23 protein-coding genes are annotated in these 24,308 nt (G+C 49.7%); 1 reads left to right on the top strand and 22 read right to left on the bottom strand.

Annotated elements, in window-relative coordinates; genetic code table 11:
• Window positions 1–66 precede the first annotated feature (66 nt).
• The 13 genes from ftsY to H7F26_RS15335 all read right to left on the bottom strand — a co-directional run bounded on the left by ftsY (window position 67) and on the right by H7F26_RS15335 (window position 15,171).
• Window positions 67–1,053 carry a signal recognition particle-docking protein FtsY gene (gene ftsY, locus H7F26_RS15395; protein ID WP_003181713.1) on the bottom strand — a complete coding sequence of 329 codons (987 nt, stop codon included), beginning with the start codon at window positions 1,051–1,053 and terminating at the stop codon, window positions 67–69.
• 16 nt (window positions 1,054–1,069) lie between these two features.
• A complete protein-coding gene (gene smc, locus H7F26_RS15390) occupies window positions 1,070–4,630 on the bottom strand; it encodes a chromosome segregation protein SMC (RefSeq protein WP_026699221.1) in 3,561 nt (1,186 codons plus the stop codon).
• A 99-nt stretch (window positions 4,631–4,729) separates the two neighbouring features.
• Window positions 4,730–5,479 carry a ribonuclease III gene (rnc, locus tag H7F26_RS15385; protein ID WP_009328527.1) on the bottom strand — a complete coding sequence of 250 codons (750 nt, stop codon included), beginning with the start codon at window positions 5,477–5,479 and terminating at the stop codon, window positions 4,730–4,732.
• 141 nt (window positions 5,480–5,620) lie between these two features.
• Entirely contained in the window at window positions 5,621–5,854 is a 234-nt protein-coding gene (acpP, locus tag H7F26_RS15380) for an acyl carrier protein (RefSeq protein WP_003181706.1), read from the bottom strand.
• 76 nt (window positions 5,855–5,930) lie between these two features.
• Window positions 5,931–6,674, bottom strand: a complete 744-nt coding sequence (gene fabG, locus H7F26_RS15375) for a 3-oxoacyl-[acyl-carrier-protein] reductase (protein WP_003181704.1) — start codon at window positions 6,672–6,674, stop codon at window positions 5,931–5,933.
• Entirely contained in the window at window positions 6,661–7,620 is a 960-nt protein-coding gene (gene fabD / locus H7F26_RS15370) for an ACP S-malonyltransferase (RefSeq protein WP_003181702.1), read from the bottom strand. The genes fabG and fabD overlap by 14 nt, the downstream gene beginning before the upstream one ends.
• A 17-nt stretch (window positions 7,621–7,637) precedes the next feature.
• Window positions 7,638–8,630: a phosphate acyltransferase PlsX gene (gene plsX, locus H7F26_RS15365; protein WP_003181700.1), complete on the bottom strand. Its 993-nt coding sequence runs from the start codon at window positions 8,628–8,630 to the stop codon at window positions 7,638–7,640.
• A gap of 17 nt (window positions 8,631–8,647) precedes the next feature.
• Entirely contained in the window at window positions 8,648–9,214 is a 567-nt protein-coding gene (gene fapR / locus H7F26_RS15360; RefSeq protein ID WP_003181698.1) for a transcription factor FapR, read from the bottom strand.
• Window positions 9,215–9,330: 116 nt separating this feature from the next.
• Window positions 9,331–11,379, bottom strand: coding sequence for an ATP-dependent DNA helicase RecG (gene recG / locus H7F26_RS15355; RefSeq protein WP_009328528.1), 2,049 nt, complete (start codon window positions 11,377–11,379; stop codon window positions 9,331–9,333).
• Window positions 11,357–12,259, bottom strand: a complete 903-nt coding sequence (gene sdaAA, locus H7F26_RS15350; RefSeq protein WP_009328529.1) for an L-serine ammonia-lyase, iron-sulfur-dependent, subunit alpha — start codon at window positions 12,257–12,259, stop codon at window positions 11,357–11,359. The genes recG and sdaAA overlap by 23 nt, the downstream gene beginning before the upstream one ends.
• A gap of 18 nt (window positions 12,260–12,277) precedes the next feature.
• Window positions 12,278–12,940, bottom strand: coding sequence for an L-serine ammonia-lyase, iron-sulfur-dependent subunit beta (sdaAB, locus tag H7F26_RS15345; protein WP_003181691.1), 663 nt, complete (start codon window positions 12,938–12,940; stop codon window positions 12,278–12,280).
• 180 nt (window positions 12,941–13,120) lie between these two features.
• Window positions 13,121–14,791, bottom strand: a complete 1,671-nt coding sequence (locus H7F26_RS15340; protein WP_026699222.1) for a DAK2 domain-containing protein — start codon at window positions 14,789–14,791, stop codon at window positions 13,121–13,123.
• A gap of 17 nt (window positions 14,792–14,808) precedes the next feature.
• A complete protein-coding gene (locus H7F26_RS15335; RefSeq protein ID WP_003181687.1) occupies window positions 14,809–15,171 on the bottom strand; it encodes an Asp23/Gls24 family envelope stress response protein in 363 nt (120 codons plus the stop codon).
• A gap of 287 nt (window positions 15,172–15,458) precedes the next feature.
• On the opposite strand from H7F26_RS15335, the gene rpmB reads away from it, so the two are divergent.
• On the top strand, window positions 15,459–15,647 hold the full coding sequence (gene rpmB, locus H7F26_RS15330; RefSeq protein ID WP_003181685.1) for a 50S ribosomal protein L28: 189 nt from the start codon (window positions 15,459–15,461) through the stop codon (window positions 15,645–15,647).
• Between the two features lie 104 nt (window positions 15,648–15,751).
• Here rpmB and spoVM read toward each other — a convergent pair whose 3' ends face one another.
• The 9 genes from spoVM to fmt all read right to left on the bottom strand — a co-directional run bounded on the left by spoVM (window position 15,752) and on the right by fmt (window position 24,305).
• The gene (spoVM, locus tag H7F26_RS15325) at window positions 15,752–15,832 is read right to left on the bottom strand and encodes a stage V sporulation protein SpoVM (protein ID WP_003221545.1); all 81 of its coding nucleotides are present in this window, start codon (window positions 15,830–15,832) and stop codon (window positions 15,752–15,754) included.
• 85 nt (window positions 15,833–15,917) lie between these two features.
• Complete coding sequence (locus tag H7F26_RS15320) at window positions 15,918–16,562, bottom strand: thiamine diphosphokinase (protein ID WP_026699223.1); 645 nt, start codon at window positions 16,560–16,562, stop codon at window positions 15,918–15,920.
• A gap of 75 nt (window positions 16,563–16,637) precedes the next feature.
• The gene (rpe, locus tag H7F26_RS15315) at window positions 16,638–17,294 is read right to left on the bottom strand and encodes a ribulose-phosphate 3-epimerase (protein WP_003181681.1); all 657 of its coding nucleotides are present in this window, start codon (window positions 17,292–17,294) and stop codon (window positions 16,638–16,640) included.
• A gap of 3 nt (window positions 17,295–17,297) precedes the next feature.
• Window positions 17,298–18,182 carry a ribosome small subunit-dependent GTPase A gene (gene rsgA, locus H7F26_RS15310; RefSeq protein WP_026699224.1) on the bottom strand — a complete coding sequence of 295 codons (885 nt, stop codon included), beginning with the start codon at window positions 18,180–18,182 and terminating at the stop codon, window positions 17,298–17,300.
• Between the two features lie 12 nt (window positions 18,183–18,194).
• The gene (gene pknB, locus H7F26_RS15305) at window positions 18,195–20,168 is read right to left on the bottom strand and encodes a Stk1 family PASTA domain-containing Ser/Thr kinase (RefSeq protein ID WP_003181678.1); all 1,974 of its coding nucleotides are present in this window, start codon (window positions 20,166–20,168) and stop codon (window positions 18,195–18,197) included.
• Window positions 20,162–20,926, bottom strand: a complete 765-nt coding sequence (locus H7F26_RS15300) for a Stp1/IreP family PP2C-type Ser/Thr phosphatase (protein ID WP_026699225.1) — start codon at window positions 20,924–20,926, stop codon at window positions 20,162–20,164. Before H7F26_RS15300 ends, pknB begins: the two co-directional genes overlap by 7 nt.
• A gap of 7 nt (window positions 20,927–20,933) precedes the next feature.
• The gene (gene rlmN, locus H7F26_RS15295; RefSeq protein WP_003181673.1) at window positions 20,934–22,019 is read right to left on the bottom strand and encodes a dual-specificity RNA methyltransferase RlmN; all 1,086 of its coding nucleotides are present in this window, start codon (window positions 22,017–22,019) and stop codon (window positions 20,934–20,936) included.
• The gene (gene rsmB, locus H7F26_RS15290) at window positions 22,019–23,365 is read right to left on the bottom strand and encodes a 16S rRNA (cytosine(967)-C(5))-methyltransferase RsmB (protein ID WP_003181671.1); all 1,347 of its coding nucleotides are present in this window, start codon (window positions 23,363–23,365) and stop codon (window positions 22,019–22,021) included. Before rsmB ends, rlmN begins: the two co-directional genes overlap by 1 nt.
• Window positions 23,355–24,305, bottom strand: a complete 951-nt coding sequence (fmt, locus tag H7F26_RS15285; RefSeq protein WP_003181670.1) for a methionyl-tRNA formyltransferase — start codon at window positions 24,303–24,305, stop codon at window positions 23,355–23,357. Before fmt ends, rsmB begins: the two co-directional genes overlap by 11 nt.
• Between the last annotated feature and the right edge of the window lie 3 nt (window positions 24,306–24,308).

Genomic DNA, 24,308 nt, shown 5'->3' with positions numbered 1-24,308 from the left:
GTCAAGTTTTTATCTTGTCATACCGGACGGCAAAAAAGAAAACCCCCGCAAAGGGGTTTTCCGCGCCTACTCTTCTTTCTCGATCAGATCGGAAAACAGGCCGTATACATATGACTCTGCTTCAAACGGCTGCAGGTCATCCATTTTTTCCCCCAGCCCGACAAACTTGACCGGAATCTGCAGCTCATGGCGGATGGCGAGGACGATGCCGCCTTTTGCCGTTCCGTCGAGCTTCGTCAGCACGATGCCTGAGACATCAGTCGCTTTGGAAAATTCGCGCGCCTGTGTCATTGCGTTCTGCCCTGTCGTCGCATCCAGTACGAGCAGCACTTCATGAGGCGCATCAGGCACTTCGCGCTGAATCACGCGCTTTACCTTTTCTAGCTCTTTCATTAAGTTCACTTTATTTTGCAGGCGTCCTGCCGTGTCGCAAAGCAGGACATCGGCGCCGCGCGCTTTCGCGGCTTGAACGGCGTCATAGATAACAGCCGCAGGATCCGAGCCTTCCGCCTGTTTGACGACATGCGCGCCGACGCGCTCTCCCCACACTTCAAGCTGGTCGATCGCGCCGGCCCTGAATGTATCTCCGGCAGCAAGAACGACATTTTTGCCTTCTTTAATGAATTGATGGGCAAGCTTGCCGATCGTCGTCGTTTTGCCGACGCCGTTGACGCCGACGAATAAAATGATGTTTAGGCGGCCGTCTTCGACGCGGAGCTCTGATGCTTCCTGCTCCCCGCCTTCATAGATTTCAACGAGCTTTTCAGAAATGACGGACTGCACCTCTTTCGGGTCCTGAATATTTCTTCGCTTGACCTCGCTCTTCAGCTCGTCAATCAGCTCCATAACAGTCGCAACGCCGACATCAGCGCCGATCAGAACCTCTTCAAGCTCTTCAAAAAAATCCTCGTCCACTTTCCGGTAGCGGGAGACAAGCTCATTGACCCGCTCCTGAAACGTATTTCTCGTTTTCGCCAGGCCTTCTTTAAATTTGCCTGAGACCGAATCGGTCTGCTGTGTGATTTTTTCTTTCAGTTTTTTAAAAAAGCTCATGTCCTGTAACCTCGCTTTATTGAACTAATTCTTTTGTTTCTTCAAGCTTGACTGAGACCAGCTTGGAAACGCCTGATTCCTGCATCGTCACGCCGTAAAGAACATCGGCTTCTTCCATTGTTCCTTTCCGGTGGGTGATGACGATGAACTGGGTTTCATGGCTGTATTTTTTCAAGTATTGGGCAAAGCGGAACACGTTCGCTTCATCAAGGGCCGCCTCGACTTCATCCAGCACGCAGAACGGAACCGGTCTGACTTTGAGGATCGAAAACAGGAGCGCGATCGCCGTCAAGGCCCGTTCCCCGCCGGAAAGCAGGCTCAGGTTCTGCAGCTTTTTGCCCGGAGGCTGGGCGATAATATCGACGCCCGATTGGAGCAGGTCATTCGGATCTGTCAGCTTGAGCTCGGCTCTTCCGCCGCCGAACAGCGCCCGGAAGACGTCTTCAAAATGGGAGCTGATCTGCGCAAATGTTTCCGCAAAACGCTTCGTCATTTCCTCATCCATTTCCTCGATGACCTTAAAGAGCGTATTTTTCGCTTCGAGCAGGTCGTCTTTCTGCTCTGAAAGGAAGAGGTAGCGTTCATTGACCCTTTCGAATTCCTCAATGCTGCCAAGGTTCACCGTTCCCAGCTCTTCGATCGCAAGCTTGATCAGCTTGACGCGCTTCCTCGCTTCTTCAGGGGAAAGCTCCAAAGGATATTTTTCCCTTGCCCCTTCAAATGAAAGGCTGTACTCTTCCCGCAGGAAAGAGAGCAGGTTGTCGAGCTCGACTTCCATGCGGCCGAGCTTGACTTCTTCATCTTTTAAGAGACCGGCCATCTGCTTATACTGGCGCTTCATTTCTTTCAGTTCGAGCTCTTCGGTTTCAAGGCCTTTTTGCAGCTTCATCCGCTGTTCTCTTCTTGAGGCGATGAGCTCTGCGGTTTTATTTTTATCGTTCAGCTTCTTTTTCGCAGCTTCTTCAAGTTTTTCCTCACCGGAAGAATTGGAGGACATCTCTGTCGTTAAGAAAGAAAGATCCTCTTCGGCCACCTTGAGCGCTTCCGCATTCTCGTCATACTCTTCTTCAAGCCTTGCGAGCTTTTCCCGTTCGTTTGCACACGACTGTTCGGTTTTCGCCAGCACCACTTTCAAATCGGTCAGCTCGCTTTGCAACGCTTCTTTCGTCGAGGTCTGCGTCTGTTTCCGCTCCGTCATGGCTTCGATTTCGGAATCAAGGCGCTGCAGCTCGCCGGCGATCGATGCGAGCTTTTCTTCAAGCTCTTCTTTACGCCGCTTCTTGTCTTCGTCCCCTTCAAGCAGAGCCGATTTTTCCTGGTCATAGAGCTCCAAATGGCTGTTGACGTTTTTCTCGGCGATTTCGAGTTCGTACAGACGGCCTTTGATTTCCTGCTGCTCGGATCTTAGGCGTTCTCCGTCCTCGCGAAGTGACTGTAGCTTGGCATCAAGCTCCTGAATGGTCTGCTTCAGGGCTTTCACTTCTTTTTCGAGCAATTCGGTTTTTTCTTCCATCTCGGCGAGGCGTTTTGTCTGGGCTTCCAGTTCCCTGTTTCGTCCCAGAAGCGAGCTGCTTTTTTTCTTGACAGCTCCTCCCGTCATGGAACCGCCCGGATTGACGACATCCCCTTCAAGGGTGACGATCCGGTATCTGTGGCCGAGCCGCTTGGCAAGGTCGTTGGCGCCCTTTAAATGCTCGGTGATCAGCACGGTGCCGAGCAGATTTTGCACGACGCTCCGGTAGGCCGGATCAAATGAAACAAGCTCGCTGGCGATGCCGATGAACGACGGGTTTTCTTTCGCCGTCTCGATGTCTCTCGGCTGGATGCGGCGCTCTTTGATGACGGAAAGCGGGAGGAAGGTCGCCCTTCCGAACGAATGCTTTTTCAAATATTGAATCGCCCGTCTGGCGGCGTCTTCATCTTCTGTGACAACATGCTGTGCTGTTGCGCCGAGCGCGATTTCGATCGCTGTTTCATACCGCTCGTCCGTCTTTAACAGCTCTGCAATCGCGCCGCGAATTCCCGGAAGCTCGCTCTTGGCCTTTAATACTTCTTTGACGCCTTGATAAAACCCCGAAAAGTCCTCCTGCATCGCTTCAAGCATTTCCTTTTTAGAGCGCGCCTGCTGAACGTATTGATAAGCCTGGTAAAGGGCGGATTCCTTTTTTTCGTACTGGCTTTTTTTCTGTTCATAGCTTTTTTGCGCGTCCCTGAATGCTTGAATCTGGCTGTGAAGACGCTCGTCCACGAGGCTGAATTCGTGTTCGGTTTTCATCTTTTGGTCGGCGATTTCCTTCCGCTCGCTTAAATATTTTTCATTGTTTTGTGCGAGCCGTTTCTGCTGTGCCGCAGATTGGGTCATTTGGTCTTCAAGAAATTGAAGCTCGTTGCGGACGGAAGCCTGTTCGTTCAACAGCTCGAAATAATCGCTTTTCAGCTGTTCGATTTCTTCCTCTACATTTTCGCTGTATCCGGATAAAGCCTGATTTTTTTCTTTCACCTGTCGGGCAAGCTCTTTTGCTTCAGTCTCGAGCTTTTCAAACACAAGCTTCTGCGCGGCGATTTTCTCTTTCAGGGTTCGCTCTTTTTCACTGCGCTGGACGATCGCTTCTTCAAGCTGAGCTCTGTTTTGCGTGGCGTTTTTTTTGCGTTCCTTCAGCACTTCTTTCCGGCCTTCAAGCTTCTCCAGTTCCTCGCTTGTCAAAAGCAGCACTTGCTGAAGCTCATCGACCGATTCGTCGAGCGCTTGAATTTTGTCTCTTGCCTCTTCGATTTTGGCTTCTTTTGCCTGGATGGCCGCAGAAGAGGACATTTCTTCGTCTTTCGCCTTTTCGACTTTTTGCTGAAGGGCTTCCCATTTTCCGTGAAGCTCTTCGATGTCATACGCCGTTAACGCGATTTCGATTTTTTCAAGCTCATCCTTCTTTTCAAGGTAGTCTTTGGCGATCGATGCCTGCACTTTCAGCGGCTCCACCTGTCCCTCGAGCTCGTGGAGGATGTCTTCGACCCGGTTCAAATTGTCCTGTGTCTCAAACAGCTTGTTTTCGGCTTTTTTCTTTCTCGTTTTGTATTTTAATACGCCGGCCGCTTCTTCGAAGATGCTTCTCCGCTCTTCAGCCTTGCTGCTTAAAATCTCTTCGACTTTGCCTTGGCTGATGATGGAAAACGCTTCTTTTCCAAGCCCTGAATCCATAAAAAGATCGATGATATCTTTCAGGCGGCACGGCTGGTTGTTGATGAGAAATTCGCTTTCCCCCGATCTGTAGACTCTTCTCGTCACACTGACTTCGTGAAAATCGATCGGCAAAAAGCGGTCATCGTTGTCAAGCGTCAGCGTCACTTCGGCAAGGTTCAGCTTTTTCCGCGAGTCGCTGCCGGCAAAAATGATATCTTCCATCTTGCCGCCCCTGAGCGATTTGGCGGACTGTTCACCGAGCACCCAGCGGATCGCGTCGGTGATGTTGCTTTTTCCGCTGCCGTTCGGGCCGACGACGGCTGTCACGCCTTTTACAAAATCTACAGAAATTCGTTCTGCAAACGATTTAAATCCTATCACGTCTAAACGTTTGAGGAACATGGTGATCCTCCTTATGTATTAAAGTATTACAATTCTATCATAACCCTATGGAAAAGGCTCAAAATACATTGAAATCCCCCTGGTTTTTGCAAGGGGGATTTATTGTTTCATATGGTGTTTTTGCAGCTTCGCGAGCGCTTCTTGAGCGGCATGCTGTTCAGCTTCTTTTTTGGAACGGCCGCTTCCCACCCCAAGTACTTCTCCTTTTAGCGATACATTTGCTTCAAATTCGCGGTTGTGCGCCGGTCCTTTTTCCTGAAGGATTTTATACTCCAGTATGCCTCGCCCGTCGCGCTGTACAAATTCCTGCAGCTGGCTTTTAAAATCCATCACATGAGAAAAAGCACCATCGTCGATTTTAGGGAAAACGTACGCTTTCAGAAAAGTCACGACGGCTTCGAGCCCCTGATCCAGATAGAGCGCACCGATAAAAGCTTCAAACACATCGGCTAAAAGCGCCGGACGCTTTCTTCCTCCAGTCATTTCCTCTCCTTTTCCCAATAGAACAAGCTCTCCGAAAGAAAGCTCATGGGCCAGGGAAACCAAAGAAGGCTCGCATACGATCGCCGCTCTCAATTTCGTCAAATCACCCTCGCTCATCGCCGGGTATTTGGCGTATAAAAATTGAGAAATCGTCAGTTCCAAAACGGCGTCTCCTAAAAATTCAAGCCTCTCATTATCTTCATATGGCTTCTTTCGATGCTCATTCACATAAGATGAATGTGTAAACGCTTGATATAAAAGCTTCTCGTTTTGAAATTGAACCGAAATCCGTTCCTGAAACTTTTTAAACTGCTCCGCTTTTTTTTGAAACATTTTTTTGTCTCTGAAATGTGAATGTTTTGACATAGCAACCTCCATATGGGCACATCAAGTTCACCTCACCTCCTATGAAAAGGCAGGTTCGTTTATCATTGGGCAAAACATTAAAATTAAAGCCGCATTTATAAAGGGATAAAGCCCCGTCTTTAAACGGGACTTTAAATGAGCTTACTGCTTACTATTTATGTAGTTCACAGCGTCACCGACTGTTGCAATCTTTTCAGCATCTTCGTCAGAAATCTCCATATCAAACTCGTCTTCAAGTTCCATGACAAGCTCAACTACATCCAGGGAATCAGCGCCTAAATCCTCTTTAAAAGAAGCTTCAAGAGTGACGTCAGCTTCATCCACGCCGAGGCGGTCTACGATGATTTTTGTTACACGCTCTAATGCGTCTGCCATAGCTATTCACCTCCCCTCAAGTATTATAGTTGATTCGTTTTTAAAAAACCAGAGATAATTCAATTTTTGATTTCGTTTAAACCATAGCCATTCCGCCGTTGATGTTCAGCGTCTGGCCGGTCATGTAGCTCGCATGGTCAGATGCGAGGAAAACAACGGCGCTGCTGATGTCAGACGGCTCGCCGAACCGTGCAAGCGGAATCTGCTTCAGCATTTCGTCTTGAATGTCTTTTGTCAGCTTGTCCGTCATTTCCGTCGAAATGAATCCCGGAGCGATCGCATTCACAGTGATGTTTCTTGACGCCAGTTCTTTTGCCAGCGTTTTCGTCAAGCCGATCACGCCTGATTTAGCCGCGACATAGTTGGCCTGCCCGGCGTTACCGACGACGCCTACAACCGAGGTGATATTGATGATCCGGCCGCTTCTTTGTTTCATCATCTGTCTTGTCACAGCTTTTGAACAATTGAACACACCTTTTAAGTTTATGTTAATGACGTCGTCCCATTCATCTTCTTTCATTCTCATGAACAGATTGTCTTTAGTAATGCCCGCATTGTTGACAAGGATGTCAAGCGTGCCGAAGCGTCCGACCGCTTCCTTCATCATCGCCTGAACCTCATCCGCATTGGAAACGTCCGCTTTAAAAGCAAACGCATCGCGGCCGAGCGCTTTGATTTCGTCTACGACTTCGTTCGCTTTCGCTTCATTTCCCGCGTAGTTGACGACGACATTTGCTCCGTTTTTCGCCAGGTCCAGGGCGATCGCGCGGCCGATCCCTCTTGAGGCTCCTGTCACAACGGCTGTTTTATTTTCCAGCATTTTCGTTTTCCTCCTTCAACGTTTGAACGGCAAGTTCAATTGTGTTCGGGTCTGATACAGCAATCGTTTTGACTCTGCGGTTCACTTTCTTCACAAGCCCTGACAAAACCTTTCCGGGACCGATTTCAATGAAGGTCGTGACGCCTTCGTCAATCAGGCGGCTGATTGTTTCTTCAAAGCGTACAGGGGAATACAGCTGTTCAATCAGTTTATTCTTAATGTCGTCTTTATCCGTTACAAAGTCGGCCGTTACGTTGGAGACGACCGGAATGGCTGCGTCGTTGATCGTGCACGCATCAAGAACTTCACGAAGCTTATCAGCTGCCGGCTTCATCAGCTCAGAATGGAACGGCCCGCTGACTTCGAGAGGAATCGCGCGTTTTGCGCCCTTTTCTTTCGCAAGCTCTGAAGCGAGCTCCACGCCTTTAGCTGTTCCCGAGATGACGATTTGCCCAGGGCAGTTCAAATTGGCGAGCTGAACAAGGTTTCCTTCTTCGGAAATTTTGTCCGTCACTTCTTTCAGCGCCTGGCTGTCCATGCCGAGAATGGCCGCCATCGCGCCTTCTCCCGCCGGCACGGCTTCATTCATGAATTCGCCGCGCTTTCTGACGGCATAAACCGCATCTTTAAACGACAAGGCGCCGGCAGCGACCAATGCGCTGTATTCGCCGAGGCTGTGACCTGCCGCATAGTCGGCTTTAATGCCGTATTCCTTCAGTTTTTCAAGCGCTGCGATGCTCGCCGTTAAAAGGCTTGGCTGCGCGTTGTATGTAAGCGTCAGTTCCTTTGCATCCCCTTCAAACATGAGGGTGCTCAGTTTTGTTTCAAGCGTTTGATCCGCTTCTTCAAAAATCTTCTTCGCATTCGGTTCTTTTTCATACAATTCGTGTCCCATGCCGATATGCTGCGAACCTTGGCCCGGGAATAGAAAAGCAATCTTGCCCATGTGTTAAAACCTCCAGACTATTCATCTGCTTTTTGTTGAATTTTTTCTTCGATAAATGCCGCGACATTTTGGCTGACCATCTCTCTGGCCTGGCGGATCGCGTGATAAACGGCGCGTCCGTCAGATGATCCGTGCGCTTTGATGACGGGCGCCTTTAAGCCGAACAATCCGGCTCCGCCGTATTCAGAGTAATCCATTTTCGTTTTCATTTCTTTCAGCTTCGGCTTCAGTGCAGAAGCGGCGAGCTTCGCCGTGAAGCTCGAAGTCAGCGTCGTTCTCAGCATTTTAAAAATGGACAGCGCCGCGCCCTCGACCGTTTTCAAGGCAACGTTACCGGTAAAGCCGTCTGTGACGATGACATCAGCGACTCCGTCCAGCATATCGCGGGCTTCCACATTGCCGATGAAATTCAAATCGGTTTCCTTCAATTTTTGAAAGGTCTGCTTGGCAAGCTCATTTCCTTTTTTATCTTCGGTTCCGACGTTCAAAAGTCCGATGCGCGGATTTTTGACGCCCAGCACCTGTTCTCCGTAAACAGATCCCATAATGGCGTATTGAACGAGATGTTCGGGCTTGGCGTCCACATTCGCTCCGACATCAAGAAGGAGAAAGCCGTCTCCGGAGACGGTCGGCAATGTCGGTGCCAACGCAGGCCTTTCAATCCCTTCAATCCGGCCGACGATAAAGAGCCCGGCCGTCATAAGCGCTCCGGTGTTTCCGGCGGAAATGCAGGCATCAGCCCTGCCTTCGGCGACTTCTCCGGCCATCAGAACCATCGATGAATTCTTCTTTCTTCTGACGGCTCTGACTGGCTCGTCTGTCGCTTCGATGACTTCTTCCGCGTGTTTGACGGTGATCCGCCCGTGTTCTGTTAAATGGGCGGCTATTTTTTCCCGGTCGCCGATCAGCGTGATCTCGAGGTCTTCAAAATCTTCGACCGCTTTCATCACGCCTTCAATAACCGCTTTGGGAGCATTGTCTCCTCCCATGGCATCTACAGCAATTTTCATGACTTACGCGCCACCTTCTATGATTGTTTTGAACGATACATGACAAATTCGCCTGAAAACACAGGCTCTTCGGCAACATAGCTGTTCACTTCAACAACCGTTCTGCCTTTATCTTTATCAAGCTTCACGACTTTCGCTTTTGCAACGACCCGTTCGCCTTGCTTGACCTGCCTTGTAAAGCGGATGTCCGCTTTGGCCGTCAATGCGAGCTCATCGTCGATGAGGGCGACGGCGAGCGAGTTGGCCTGGGCAAACAAATGGTGCCCCCTGGCGATTTGATTTCGGCTGAAAACATGCTCCCTTCTGATCTCAAGAATTGAAATCGCGTGCTCATCCAGCTCCAAATCAATGATCTCGCCGATGACCTCGTCAAGCGGCAATGACTTGACTTCATCTTCAAGAGACTTCTCGGCAACACTTTTGATTCTTTCTCTCAGTTCAGGTATGGAAAGTTCCAAACGGTCCAAGCGAATCGTCTGAATGCTGACGTTAAATTTCTCCGCTAACTCCTCGTCCGTAATAAACGGGGTCGTACGAATCGTCTGCTGCAGCAATTCTTGGCGTTCTCTCTTACTTTTTCTCATATTATTAAACACCATCCGCGCAATTATGACTAGGTACTAATAGTAGTATATAATTTCATAGATTGGAATGCAATCTTTCTTTACCCGCCGACGATAAATTTTAGCTGGACTTCAGATCAGCTCAGCTTCTCTCCGTCCATAACCCCGCTGTTTTGCAAGTGTTCCCGCAGGCTTTTATATTCGGCATCCGTCCAGAACGCTTTTGAAGAGACAAGTTCTGCAGCGTCTCTTCTTGCCGTTTCCAGCGCGCGGTAGTCGTGAACCATGTCGGCGACTTTAAACTCCGGCATCCCGCTCTGTTTCTTGCCGAAAAAGTCCCCGGGCCCTCTGAGTTCAAGATCTTTTTCAGAAAGCTCAAAGCCGTCCGTCGTCTCAGACATGATGCTCATGCGCTCTTTTCCCGTCTCAGATTTCGGGTCTGCCATCAGGATGCAATACGACTGGTGATCGCCCCGTCCGACCCGGCCGCGAAGCTGATGCAGCTGGGAAAGACCGAACCGGTCGGCATCATAGATCAGCATGACCGTCGCATTCGGAACGTTTACCCCGACTTCAACGACGGTTGTGGAAACGAGAATCTGGCATTCGTTTTTGCTGAACTGCCTCATTACCTGTTCTTTCTCGTCATTTGACAGCTTTCCGTGCATGAGACCGATCTGCCATCTTCCCCTGAAGGCATGAGTCAGCATGCTGTGCACATCAATTGCATTTTGAACGTCGAGCTTGTCCGACTCTTCAATCAAGGGACAGATCACATACGCCTGTCTGCCTTTTTTCAGTTCTTTATCGATAAACGCGAGAATCCGTTCGAGCATGTCGTGCTTTACCCAATACGTCTCGATCCGCTTTCGCCCAGCCGGCATTTCATCGATGACGGACACATCCATTTCCCCGAAAACCGTGATCGCCAGTGTTCTCGGAATCGGCGTCGCCGTCATAAACAAGACATCGGGATCTTTCCCTTTGCTTCTCAGTTTTTTTCTTTGCTCGACGCCGAAGCGGTGCTGTTCATCGGTGATCACGAGCCCGAGCTGTTTAAAGTGGACATCGTCCTGAATAAGGGCGTGCGTCCCCACCAAAATATCAATTTCTCCTTCTTTTAATCTTTCTAAAAGCTCTCTTCTCCTTTTCCCTTTCACAGAGCTTGTTAAAAGCGCCACATTGACGTCGTGCTGCTCAAAGAGGGATACAAGCGAATCGGCGTGCTGTTCCGCCAGTATTTCGGTCGGCACCATCATCGCCCCCTGGAATCCGGAAAGCAGCGAGGCGTATAGCGCAATCGCGGCGACGGCTGTTTTGCCTGAACCGACGTCTCCTTGCAAAAGCCGATTCATTTTATACCCTGAAGCCATGTCCCTTAATATGTCGTCGAGCGCTTTCGCCTGCGCGTTTGTCAAAGGAAACGGAAGGCTTTTGACAAACGAATTGACGTCTTCGAGCCGAAAGGTGTGGCTGATTCCGTCGGACGCTTCCCGCTCGAACTTTCGCAAAGCCTGCATTTTCAGCTGAAACAGCAAAAATTCCTCATATACAAAACGGCGCCGCGCATGCTTTAAAGCTTCCCTCGACTCGGGCTTGTGCATCGCCTTTACCGCCTCCTGGTAAGACAGAAGTTTGTAGGCGGTCCGAAGCTTTTCCGGAAGAGGATCTTCGGCAAACGGCAAATGGCTGCGGACAGCTTCCTGAATCAATTTCCTCATCGTCTTTACGGTGATGTTTTCTTTGACGGAGTATACGGGTTCAATCGACTGATCACCCTGGTGCGGCCCGTTTTTCAGCTCTTGCACCATCACGGATTGTCTGTGCTTGTCCCATTTTCCGGTTACGGTAACAATCGAGCCGATCGCAAGCTTTTTTTTCAAATAAGGCCTGTTAAAGCAAACCGCTGTGATCAAATAGTTCCCGACCAAAAGCCGGAACGTGAGACGGCTCCGCTTTTTCCCGTAATAGGCAAGAGAAGGCTCGCTGTGAACCTTCCCTTCCACCGTCACTCGTTCATCGTGTGCCACATCTTCCAAATCGCGCAATTCATAATCGTCATATCGGTACGGGAAGTAGTTTAAAAGATCGAGAACCGTATAGATTCCGAGCTCGTTCAACGTTTTTTCCGTTTCCGTCCCGACGCCTTTTATAACAGATATACTAAGTTGCAGATTGTGTTCCACGTGCAGCTGACGCTCCTCCGAATATTTTTTTCTCCAATTCTTTGCCCGTCGGTGTTGCGGCAAGACCGCCCCGGCCTGTTTCCCTCAGTGCCGTCGGCATCGTCTGTCCGATTTTGTACATCGCATCGATCACTTCATCGCATGGAATGCGGCTTGTAATGCCGGCAAGCGCCATATCAGCCGCGACCATCGCATTGGCTGCGCCCATCGCGTTCCGCTTCACACACGGCACCTCAACGAGCCCTGCGACAGGATCGCAGACTAGACCGAGTACGTTTTTTAAAGCGATGGCCATCGCTTCGGCGCACTGTTCAGGGGTTCCGCCCGCCATTTCGACGATGGCGGCAGCCGCCATGCCCGAGGCCGATCCGACTTCAGCCTGACAGCCTCCGGCGGCTCCCGAAATGCTCGCATTGTTGGCAACGACGAATCCGAACGCTCCCGATGTAAATAAAAAGCGGACCATCTGCTCTTTCGTCGGGTGAAGTTTCTCTTTTACCGCAAAGAGCGTCCCCGGGACAACGCCGGCCGATCCGGCTGTCGGCGTTGCGCAAATCGTTCCCATCGCAGCGTTGACTTCATTTGTCGCTACCGCTTTGCTGACAGCGTCAAGGATGACATCCCCTGACAGCCCTTTGCCCGATTTAAGGTAGGCCTGAAGCTTAACGGCGTCTCCGCCCGTCAATCCGGAGTGCGATACGACGCCCTCAATGCCTTTTTGAACAGCGTCTTCCATGACAGCCAAGTTGGCTTCCATCTGCTTGAATATATCTTCCCGCGTCCGGCCTGTCACCTCGATCTCCTGTGTGATCATGATTTCAGAGATGGACACGTTCTTTTCCTTTGTCAGTTGAATTAATTCTTTCACATTTCGAAACATATCGTCTCACCCTCCTTTTTAGTCAGCGATCTGGGTCACCTCAATGATGTTCGGCAGCGCTCTCAATTCATCAAAAACAGCCGGATCAATCGTTTGATCGACCTCAATCGTCATGAGCGCTTCCTGGCCGACGTCTTTGCGGGCAACTTCCATATGGCCGATGTTGATTGCGAACTTCGCAAGCACATTGGCTACGCCTGCAATCGTTCCGTAGCGGTCGTTATGGACGACTAAAATAGCGGGGTGATTACCCGATAATCTGAGTTCGAAGCCGTTCAGCTCAATGATCTCGATTTTCCCTCCGCCGATTGAGATGCCTGCGAGTTCAAGGGAGCCTTCATCATCAGAGATGAGGATGCGGGCTGTATTGGGATGCTTCGGTACCGCTTCTTCTTCCCGGAACTCGATGGCGATTCCCTTTTCTTCGGCTAGACGGATCGAATCTTTGATTCTTTCATCAAATGTATCAAAATCCAAAAGGCCGCCGATGATCGCAACATCTGTTCCATGTCCTTTATACGTTTCGGCAAAAGAACCGTAGAGCGATACAATAATTTGTTTCGGCTCCCTCCCAAACACGCTTCTGGCGACTCTGCCGATTCTGGCCGCGCCGGCCGTATGAGAACTTGACGGTCCGATCATGACGGGCCCGATAATATCAAACACACTTCTGTACTTCATCCTTATCCCCCTTTTACAAACAGATTCCCCCGCTGTACGGAGGAAAAAAAGCCGTTTTTTTTAGACTAATCGATCATTTCCCAATTGGCAAGCAGACAACGTCCGTTGCGGGCTGAGGCTTTAAAAAAAGCCAAAAGAAGAGAAGGGCTTTTATCAACATGCCCTTCTGCCTTTGATTCGTTATTCGACAGCCAGAATGTAGGAATACAGCGGCTGTTTTCCGTCGTGCACTTCTACTTCGACGTCTTCGTACGTCTCGCTGATGTAGGCTGCGAGTTCTTCGGCCTCTTCTTCCGGGGCGTCTTCCCCTTTGATCACGGTGACGATTTCGCTGTCTTCATCGATCATGCCTGCGATCAGCTTTTTCGCTGCTGTTAACTGGTCTGACGCCGTCTCAACGATTTTCCCGTTTAATATGCCCATAAAATCGCCTTTTTTAATATCGATGCCGTCAATGTTTGTGTCTCTGACCGCATAGGTGATCTGTCCGCTTTTCACCTCGCCGATCGCACCGAGCATAGCGGCTTCATTCTCGTCCGCTGAAAGGGCCGGGTTGAATGCGAGCAGTGCGGCCATTCCTTGAGGAACGGTCTTCGTCGGGATGACAATTACATGTTGTCCGGCAACATCCGCGGCCTGGTTCGCCGCCATGACAATGTTTGAATTATTCGGCAGAATCACGACCGTGTCCGCATTGGCGTCTTTTATCGCCTGAACGATGTCTTCCGTGCTCGGATTCATCGTCTGGCCGCCTTCTATGATCTTTGTGGCGCCGATGCTTTCGAAAAGCTCGGCAATCCCTTCACCCATGGCCACTGTGACGATGCCGTACGGCTGTTTATCTGCCGGCGCTTTTTCTGCCGGTGCTGTCTCCTGTTTGTTCTGGCTGAGAATCGCGCTGTGCTGTTCTCTCATATTTTCGATTTTCATGTTGATTAAGCTGCCGTATTTTTGCGCGTAAGTCATGACTTCCCCTGGATATTCGGCATGGATGTGCACCTTGGCGATATTTTCGTCTGAGACGACGAGAAGCGAATCACCGAAGCGGCTTAAATCCTGGCGGAACGCATCTTCATTAAAGTTTCTTTTGCCGCTGTCGAGCTTTACCATAAACTCCGTGCAGTAGCCGAATTCGATGTCTTCAGTATTCATGTGGCTTTGAGCGTTTTTATGGTGCTCGGCGCTGACAAGGTCATCCAATGACGGAAGAGCTGCCGCTTTATCAGAAAGCTTTTCTCCCTTTAAAGAAGCGAGAAACCCTTCATACACGTAAAGAAGCCCTTTTCCGCCGCTGTCGACGACACCGACTTCCTTTAAAACCGGAAGCAGCTCAGGCGTCCGCTCCAAAGAAGCCTCCGCTTCATTTACGACAGCTTCCATCACCTTGATGATATTGGTTTCAGTTTGAGCGGCGAGCACTGCTTTTTTTGCGGCATCTTTGGCAACCGTCAAGATCGTGCCTTCGACCGGTTTCATGACGGCCTTGTAGGCGGTGTCCACTCCGGCCTGGAACGCGGCGGCAAATTCTTTCGCGTTAATTTCCGATTTCTGTTCAATCGATTTGCCAAAGCCTCTGAACAGCTGGGATAAAATGACGCCCGAGTTTCCCCGCGCCCCCATCAGAAGCCCCCTTGACAGGCTTTGTGCCACTTTGCCGATATTGGCGGTGTCGATTTGCTCCACTTCTTTCGCACCGGATGTCATCGACAGATTCATGTTCGTTCCCGTATCTCCGTCCGGAACCGGAAATACGTTTAACGCATCAACTACATTTGCGTTTTGAGACAGATGGTGTGCGCCGTACAGAATCATATCTGCAAAAGCTTTTCCATCCAGATTTCGTATAGACACTCTTGTTTTCCTCCTAACTACGGGTTCGTCACTCGTACTCCTTGAACGTAAATATTTACGGAATCCACTGCAAGACCCACTGTATGGTCGAGCGTATATTTGACTTTTGTTTGAACATTATGTGCCACTTCTGAAATTTTTGTTCCGTAGCTGACAATGATGTACATGTCAATATGAATACGATCCTCTTCCTGGCGGACGATGACGCCTCTTGCAAAGTTTTCTTTTCTGAGGATTTCAGTCAGTCCGTCTTTAATTTGGTTCTTGGATGCCATACCTACGATCCCGTAGCAGTCGATCGCTGCGCCTCCTGCAACCATGGCGACCACTTCGTTTGATATATCAATCTGTCCGTATTTTGTTCGGAATTCAATGGACACGTTGGTTCCTCCTTTTCGAGTCTCGCTTTTGACCTCTGGATATAAATCATTCTACTATAAGGACCTTCTTTTTAAAAGAACAGGCAGGCTTCTCTCCAAACCTAACCCTACTTATACTACAGCGCGTTCATTTTTTCAAGATGTCAAGGAATTTTTCTTGAAAGCAGAGCAATCAATAGTTGCAAACGGTTTTCAGCTGTGGTAAATTATTAAAGTATCTGAAGCATCACAGGTGATCAACTGATAAAGAATGATGATGTTTTTTTTGATAGTTAGGAGGGAAACAAATGGCACGTAAATGCGTTATTACAGGCAGAAAATCACGTTCTGGCAACTCTCGTTCTCACGCGATGAACGCTTCTAAACGCACATGGGGCGCTAACGTTCAAAAAGTGCGCATCCTTGTGAACGGCAAGCCTAAAAAAGTATATGTATCTGCTCGAGCTTTGAAATCTGGAAAAGTTGAGCGTGTATAAGAAAAAATAAACGCCTGCCAAGAGCGACTGTACGCTTTAGGCAGGCGTTTTTTCGTTCTTTTGCCATCCGGGCCGCTCCGCAAAAAAAGCGCACCCGGCGCTTCTTAGTCTTTGCGAAACGAGCCAAGCATCGCCCGGACGATTCCCCCTAAAAACTTCGGTAATTTGATGGTGTAAAATTTCATTCCCTTCCCTCCTCAAAGAGTCCGCAACCGCATCCACCTTCAACATCGGATCCCAAACACAAAGCGAGCGGAAGCGCCAGGATATTTAATCAGTGCTTCTTATCATTATTAATATGCCTTCTGAAAACGAAAAAGCACCTTGTGAATGGATGAGTTCGTTACTAATACATAGTGTCGAACCGAGAGCAATATGACACTTATTTAAAGAATACTTAAATCCTTCGAGAGAAAGGTTTTTTACCGTCTCCGCAAACGGCAGGAATGAAATATACGGTTTTGTTTGATCATGCATGACGGTATAGGAGCCTGGGGGATGCATGCTGATCGTATTTTGGCGGTCGATCATGACGGTCTTGACGTTTTGCTTCATCGCGGTATAAAGAAGGTGCAGATTCCCGAGAAAATGGTCTGCTCTGCCTCCCGAAATGCCGAACATTCTAATAAATGAAGGACGCTGTCCGACAGCCCAGCTCAACGCAAGGTCCAAATCCGTCTGATCTTTTTCCGCCTGATAAATATGGAGGCGGGGAGCGGCCTTTTCAATCGCTTTTTTTTGCTCGTCTGTGATGCTGTCAAAATCCCCGAATGCTTCATCAGGCACGATCCCCGCATCCAAAAGGGTGACAGCGCCTCTGTCAACCCCGATCCAAAGCGCATCCCCGGCCTGATACTGCAGCAAGTCGGGAATAAGATGATCGGGGCCTCCCGCTACAATATTGATCGTTTTCATCGCATTATCCTTTCTGTGAACGCCCTAAAAAAAGAGCGCAGCTGCAGAAAGCCGGCTCTCTTTCATCAGGAAACCTTACCCAAGCGCACCTTTTATATCGGAAATGGCTTTTTTGCGGTCTTTTTCGTTATAAACGGCAGATCCTGCGACAAGCAGGTTCGCTCCCGCTTCAATACACTGTCTTGCCGTATTTTTGTTGACGCCACCGTCCACTTCAATCAGCAGATCGGCAAGTCCTTTTTGCTCAGCCATCTCCTTGACCTGCCTGATTTTCGGCAGGACCGAGGAAATAAACGACTGTCCGCCGAAGCCCGGATTCACCGTCATCAATAATACGAGATCAAGGTCTTCAAGCACATGCTCGATCTGCTGCACAGGGGTATGCGGATTCAAGACGACTCCCGCTTTGACCCCTTGCTCTTTGATGAGCTGGATCGTCCTGTGAAGGTGCGGGCATGCTTCAACATGGACGGACAAAATATCGGCGCCCGCTTTTGCAAAAGCAGGTATATAGCGGTCAGGCGCTTCGATCATTAAATGAACGTCGAGCGGAAGCTCAGTGATCGGGCGGACGGCTTCCACTACAAGCGGCCCGATGGTCAGGTTGGGAACGAAATGGCCGTCCATCACATCGATGTGGATGAAATCGGCGCCGCCTTGTTCAACATCTCGAATTTCCTCCCCTAGACGGGCAAAATCGGCTGAAAGAATAGAAGGAGCAACATATACCATATCTTAATACCTCGGCTTTCTATCTTTGATCTCTGTTAAAAATTCAACATAATGGTTGTAGCGATACTGGGCGATTTCACCGTTTTCCACGGCGCGTTTGACGGCGCAGTTCGGTTCTTTTATATGCAGGCATCCGCGGAACTTGCATTCGGCGCTCTTTTCGCCGATTTCCAAAAATGTCTGCCCTAAATCTTCAGCTTCAATACCGGCAAACTCAAGCGAGCTGAAGCCCGGGGTGTCCGCGACGAACCCGCCGTTTATATCGATCAGCTCCACATGGCGCGTCGTATGTTTTCCCCTTCCCAAGTGGGCGGAAATCCCGGCGGTTTTCAGTTCAAGGTCAGGGCTGATCGCATTTAAAAGCGAAGACTTGCCCACGCCGGACTGGCCGGCGAATACGGTGATTTTATCCTGAAAATGGGGGATGATGTCTTCGATGCCTCTTCCGCTTTTCATTGATGTCAAATAGACGCTGTACCCGATGTTCCGGTAGTCTTCGGCATATTGATGAATCTGCTCTTTCAGCGCGTCATCATCCACAAGGTCCATTTTCGTGATGCATATGATCGGCCTAATATCACCCGCCTCAACCAGCACTAAAAAACGATCCAAAAGCGACGTGCTGAATGTCGGCTCCTTTGCCGAAAACACGAGAACCGCCTGATCCACGTTGCTGATCGGAGGTCTGACCAATTCATTGAATCTGTCTTTAATCTCGAGAATGTAGCCTTCCTTATCGTTATCGGCTTGGTAGACAACATCGTCGCCGACGAGAGGGGTTACTTTATTTTTTCTGAAAACCCCTCTTCCTCTGCACTGAATGACCTGATCGCCATCCAATACATAGTAAAATCCACTTAATGCTTTAATGATTTTGCCCTCAGGCATATCGCACCTCCCTTATTCATCCTCAGGATATTCAATCGTTTTTGACCTGACTACTTTATCGTTGATCGTTACTTGATAATACCCTTTTTGGCCGGGCGCAATCCTGAATTTGATCGTCCGCTCTGCCGGCGCTGTGATTTTGAAATTTTCGTAGACGTCAGAAATGCTGTGTTCTTCATCATCGATCGAAATTTGGACGTTTTGTTCTTCGCCCGCCGCTCCCGGTTCATAAGGAATATCAATTTTCTCGGTCACCGTTTTGACGGGCTTTTGTTTAGGTCCGAGCGAAAACGTGACCTCGACTTTGTCTCCCGGCTTGACTGATGCCCCCGCCTCCGGCTTTTGTTTAATGACCTGACCTTCCGGCACGTCTTCAGAATGCGCCTCCTTTTCGACAAGGACAAGCTGATGGTCGTCCAAATAGCCCGAAGCCGCCTGTTTGCTGTATGTTTTTAAATCCCTTAAAGTAATGGCTTCCGGACCGAGGCTGACCGTTAATTTGACCTCGTCGTCGGCGGCAACGATTTCGGTTCCGGCTGCAGGGTCCTGTTCGATGATGGTTCCCGCTTCTTCTTCATCGTGCACTTCTTCTGTCTTGATGTTTTTAAAGCCTTTTTGCTCAAGAAGCTTCTTGGCGGCATCGACTTTCTGGCCGACCACATCATCGACTTCAGTTTTCTCTTTGCCTGAGCTTTTATATAGCTTGACAGTTGAACCTTCCTTCACGATATCGCCGGCTGCAGGGTCCGTCTTCACGATCAGCCCTTCTTCAATTTTATCGTCGGCAATGTCTTCAGCATTCGGATCAACTTCAAATCCTTCGTCTTCAAGCTTGATGACGGCTTCTTCATATTCAAGGCCGGCAACATCGGGAACGGCCACATCTTTCGGAATAAAGAGCGACGGAAACACCGTTAAAGCCAAGACGGCTGACGCAGCCAGAACGAAAAACACCGTCAGCAATATAAGCGGCCATTTCTTTCTTTTTTTCTTCTTGTTTGCTTTTGCCTGCTTCTTCTTTTCTTTTTTTGATAATGGAGCCGCTTCCTCTTCTCCGCCGCCGGATTGCGAGCTGCTCCCGTTTTCCGGCAGATTCTTGATGATCGGAACTGCTTTCGTCATCTCATCATCGGATGGAATCGTGAAGCGCTTTTCGTTGAGCCGGTCCGGGTCGAAAGCCGTTTTCAAATCGTTTTCCATCTCTTCGGCCGCTTCATAGCGATGGAATGGATCTTTTGCCATCGCTTTCAGGACGACGTTTTCTATGCTTTGCGGCACGGCCGGGTTCCATCTTTTCACCGACGGCGTTTCTGATTGGAGATGTTTCAGCGCGATGCTGACCGCCGATTCTCCTTCAAACGGCATACGCGCCGTCAGCAGCTCGAAAAGCACGATGCCGAGCGAGTAGATATCGGATTTTTTCGTCGATAATCCGCCTCTCGCCTGTTCGGGCGACAAATAATGGACAGAGCCCAAAACCGAGTTGGTGTGCGTGATGGTCGTCGAGCTGAGCGCCATGGCGATGCCGAAATCAGTCACTTTAATGTGGCCCATATGGTCGATCAAAATGTTGTGGGGCTTAATATCCCGGTGGACAATCTGGTTATCATGGGCATGTGCGATGGCGGATACGATCTGCTCCATGATTTGGACCGCTTCTTTCGGATGAAGTGGGCCTGTTCGATTTATGTATTCTTTCAGGGTCATCCCCTCGACATACTCCATCACGATATAATAGATGTCATCTTCTTCTCCGACATCATAAATGCTGACGATATTCGGGTGGTCGAGGCTTGCAGCGGACTGCGCTTCCCGTCTGAACCGCCTGATAAAATCGGCATCGTGAACGAAGTCAAACCGCAGCACTTTAATCGCGACTTCACGGTCGAGGATGATGTCCAGCGCTAAATAAACGTTCGCCATCCCCCCGCCGCCGATGGCGCGTAGGATTTCGTAACGTCCGCTGATCCGTCTGCCGATTAACACTTGTCTTCACCTTCTTCAATTTGAGAAGGAAGTTCCAATAGCGCGACGGTGATATTGTCTTCGCCGCCGTTGTCATTGGCCAGCTGAACGAGCTGATCCGCTTTCTCCTCCGCAGAAGAAAGAGTCGTGAGCATATCCTTCAGTGTCTCATCATCCACTTTATTCGTCAGCCCGTCAGAACATAATAGCACTTGATCACCCGGTTCGATTTCAAATGTGTGGGCTTCTACCTTCACTTCGGGATCTGTGCCGAGAGCTTTTGTGAGCACGTTTTTCCGCGGATGGTGTTCAGCATCCTCCTTCGAAATCCCCCCAGTCCGCACGAGTTCATTGACAAGCGAGTGATCTTCCGTCAGCTGTATGAAACTTCCGCCTTGCAGGAGATAGCAGCGGCTGTCTCCGATATGGGCGACCGTCAGCGTTTTTCCCGTGTATAAAGCGCAGACGACCGTTGTCCCCATTCCCTGGCACTCTTCGTGGGCCCTCGAATGGTCGAAAAGTTTTTGGTTGACGGCTGAAATCTGCTCTTTCAGCCACGCTTCGCTTTCAGCCGGCGAAGCCGGGACTTCTTCGGTTTCCTCCCAAATATCACGAAGGGCTGAGACGGCTATCCTGCTGGCGACATCGCCGGCCAGATGACCTCCCATTCCATCGCAGACAACAGCTAATACCAGTCCGTTTTTTTCTGTGAAAATGCCGGCATCGTCTTCATTGTGCTGGCGTATTTTTCCCCTGTCCGTTTTTAAGGCTGTTTTCAACCTTGATTCACCTCGTCTCTTCCTGGCGCTCCTTTGCACGAAGCTGTCCGCAGGCAGCGTCAATATCATGGCCTTGCTCTCTTCTGATCGTGACATTTACTCCATGAGACTTTAATGTTTTTTCAAAGGCGAAAATCTGTTCTTTCGGTGTTCTGACATAGTCTCGTTCAGGTACATAGTTGACCGGAATCAAGTTGACGTGGCATTTGATTCCTTTTAGCAATTCAGCCAGCTCTTCCGCGTGTTCAACCTGATCGTTGACACCGCCGAAAAGCCCGTATTCAAACGTAACCCTTCTGCCGGTTTTCTTAATGTAGTAATCGACCGCTTTCATCAGATCGGGCAGCTTGTAGGCTCTGTTGATCGGCATCAGCCGGCTTCTGATCTCAGTGTTCGGCGCGTGCAGAGAAATCGCAAAGTTGATCTGCAGCTTTTCGTCTGCAAACTCGTAGATTTTCGGAATGATCCCGCTCGTTGATACGGTGATATGGCGCGCTCCGATATTCAGTCCTTTATCATGGTTGACGATTTTCAAGAACGCAAGCATTTCCTGAAAATTATCGAACGGCTCGCCGATTCCCATAATGACGATTGAGCTGACGCGTTCATCTGTTTCATCAAGCGCCTGCTGCACTTTGACAACCTGTGCGACGATCTCTCCGGCTTCCAGGTTCCGCTTTAAGCCGCCGAGGGTCGATGCGCAGAACGTACAGCCGATCCGGCAGCCCACCTGTGTCGTTACACAAACAGAATTGCCATATTCGTGCCGCATTAATACGGTCTCGATCGTGTAGCCGTCATGAAGCTCGAATAAAAACTTCATTGTTCCATCTTGGGAAGTCTGTTTGACGGCCGTTTTCAGCGTCGTTAATACGAAATGCTCATTCAGCTTTGTCCGCAGCTCTTTTGAAAGGTTTGTCATCTTTTCAAATGACGTGACTCTCTTTTCGTATAGCCATTCGAATATTTGCGCGGCGCGGAATGGCTTCTCGCCGTTTTCCGATAGCCAGCTTTTCAGTTCTTCTATTTCAAAAGAATAGATGGACGGTCTTTCTGTCCGCAATTCTTTTCTTACTTTTTGTTTCGATTCCATTATTGTGATCCCTTCTTTCTCATGCTGCAAATAAAGAAGCCGTCCGTTCCAAAGTAGTGGGGAAGGATTTGAATGCTTCCATCCTTGACATACGGCGCCGCTTTTTCGGGCAGCCGCTCGGCGAGGGTGGGGTCCGCTTCAAATTCGTCGTGTTCTTCCAAAAAAGCATGCATGACTTGTTCATTTTCGGTCGGGTCCATTGTGCATGTGCTGTAAACCAATGTCCCGCCTGTTTTCAATAAAGGTGCGATTTCGTTTAAAATCGCAAGCTGAATCCCGGCGAGACGCGCGCTGTCTTCGGGCGTTTTGCTGTATTTGAGATCCGGTTTTCTGCGGATGACGCCGAATCCCGAACACGGGGCATCGACGAGGATCCGGTCGAACTGTTCCGGTTCGAAGACTTCTCCGGCTTTTCTGGCATCCAGCGCTCTTGCTTCAATGTTGGAAAGTCCAATCCGGCCTGCCGCTTCTTTGATCAGCTTTACTTTATGCTGATGAAGGTCCAGGGAGACGACCTTTCCCGTATCTTCGAGCAGTTCGCCGATATGAGTGGATTTTCCTCCCGGAGCTGCGCATGCATCCAGCACTGTTTCTCCCCGCTCAGGTCCAAGGGCTCTCGCTACTAGCATTGAGCTTTCATCTTGTATGGTGACTTCGCCTTCTTTGAAAAAAGGAGTGGACGCAATCGTTCCTTTCAGCAGTTTGACAGCGTCTTTGGACAAGTCGCCTTCTTCCGCCTCAATCCCCGCTTCATTCAGACGGGAAAGAAGCGTATCCCGGTCGTTTTTCAGCCTGTTGACGCGGATCGTCTGTTTCGGCGGGATCATATGAATCCGGCAGATTTGTTCTGCCGCTTCGAACCCGTAGGCATCCGTCCATTCTCTGACAAGCCACTCCGGATGGCTTGTCTCAACCGCAAGGCGTTCAATCGGATCGGCAATATCCGCAAAGGAAGGCACTCCTTCCCTCTGAACGGAGCGCAGAACACCGTTAACAAATGAAGATATTCCTTTATGCCCGCGTCTTTTAGCGATTTCAACGGCTTCAAAAAGAGCGGCCCGGTCAGGGATTTTCTCCAGGTATTCCATCTGATACAGCGACATTCTCAACAGATGGATGACCCAGTCTTTCACCTTTTCCGGCTTTTTAATAAACGGCTTCAGCATATAATCAAGCGCCAGCTTATTCTGAAGGGTGCCGTAAACGAGTTCTGTCAAAAGGCCTCTGTCTTTGTCGCTTAAATCGTTCGCTTTCATGGCAGACTGAAGCAAAAGATTGCTGTATGCCTGATTCTGGTCAAGCTTAATCAGTGCATCAAGCGCGACTTCTCTCACATTATTTTTCATCGTCATGACCCAATTTCATTCCGGCTTGAAGACCCGCTCCCCTGACAAAATCTTCAGCCTTCATTCTTTTTTTGCCGGCAGGCTGCACTTCCGTTAATTTTAACGCGGTGTCATTTCCGGTTGCGACGACAATGCCGTCTTTTTCAACGGTGACGATCTCCCCCGGCTCTGCCTGTTTTAAGGCTTGGCATTTTTTCGCGGCCCATACTTTCAGCGTCTGGCCGTTTAAGACCGTGTATGCGACAGGCCAAGGATTCAAGCCTCTGACTTGGTTGTACAGGACTTCGCCGGGCTTAGACCAGTCGATCAGTTCCTGCTCGCGTTTAATGTTCGGCGCGTATGTCGCTTTCTGTTCATCCTGTTTTTCCGGGGTTACCGAACCGTCAATGATTCTCGGAACCGTTTCGGAAAGAAGCGCAGCTCCGGCCTTGCTCAGCTTATCGTGGAGCGTGCCGACATTATCTGTTTCTTCGATGTCAACTTCAACCTTGGCGAGCATATCGCCTGCATCCAATTTTTCGACCATGTACATGATCGTCACGCCTGTTTTCTCTTTGCCTTCCAGAATGGCGTAATGGATCGGGGCTCCTCCGCGCAGCTCCGGCAGAAGAGAGGCATGGACATTGATACAGCCGTATTTCGGATAATCGAGGAGCTTTTTCGGCAGGATCTGTCCGAATGCCGCCGTTACGATTAAATCGGGTTCAAGCGCCAAAATCTTGTCCGTTTCCGCTTCTTCCCTCACTTTCTCAGGCTGGAGCACGGGAATGCCGCGGCGCAGCGCTTCCTCCTTGACAGGCGGCGGAGTCATCACCTTTTTTCTGCCTTTCGGGCGGTCAGGCTGGGTGACGACACCCACTACCTCATAGCCGTCATCAATCAATGTGCCGAGCACCGGGACGGAAAAATCCGGCGTTCCCATAAAAACGATCCTTGTCATCCA

Source organism: Bacillus sp. PAMC28748, assembly GCF_014250415.1.
GTDB lineage: Bacteria > Bacillota > Bacilli > Bacillales > Bacillaceae > Bacillus > Bacillus licheniformis.
Note: the sequence above shows the minus strand (reverse complement) of the source record. Positions and strands in the feature narration are given on the sequence as shown.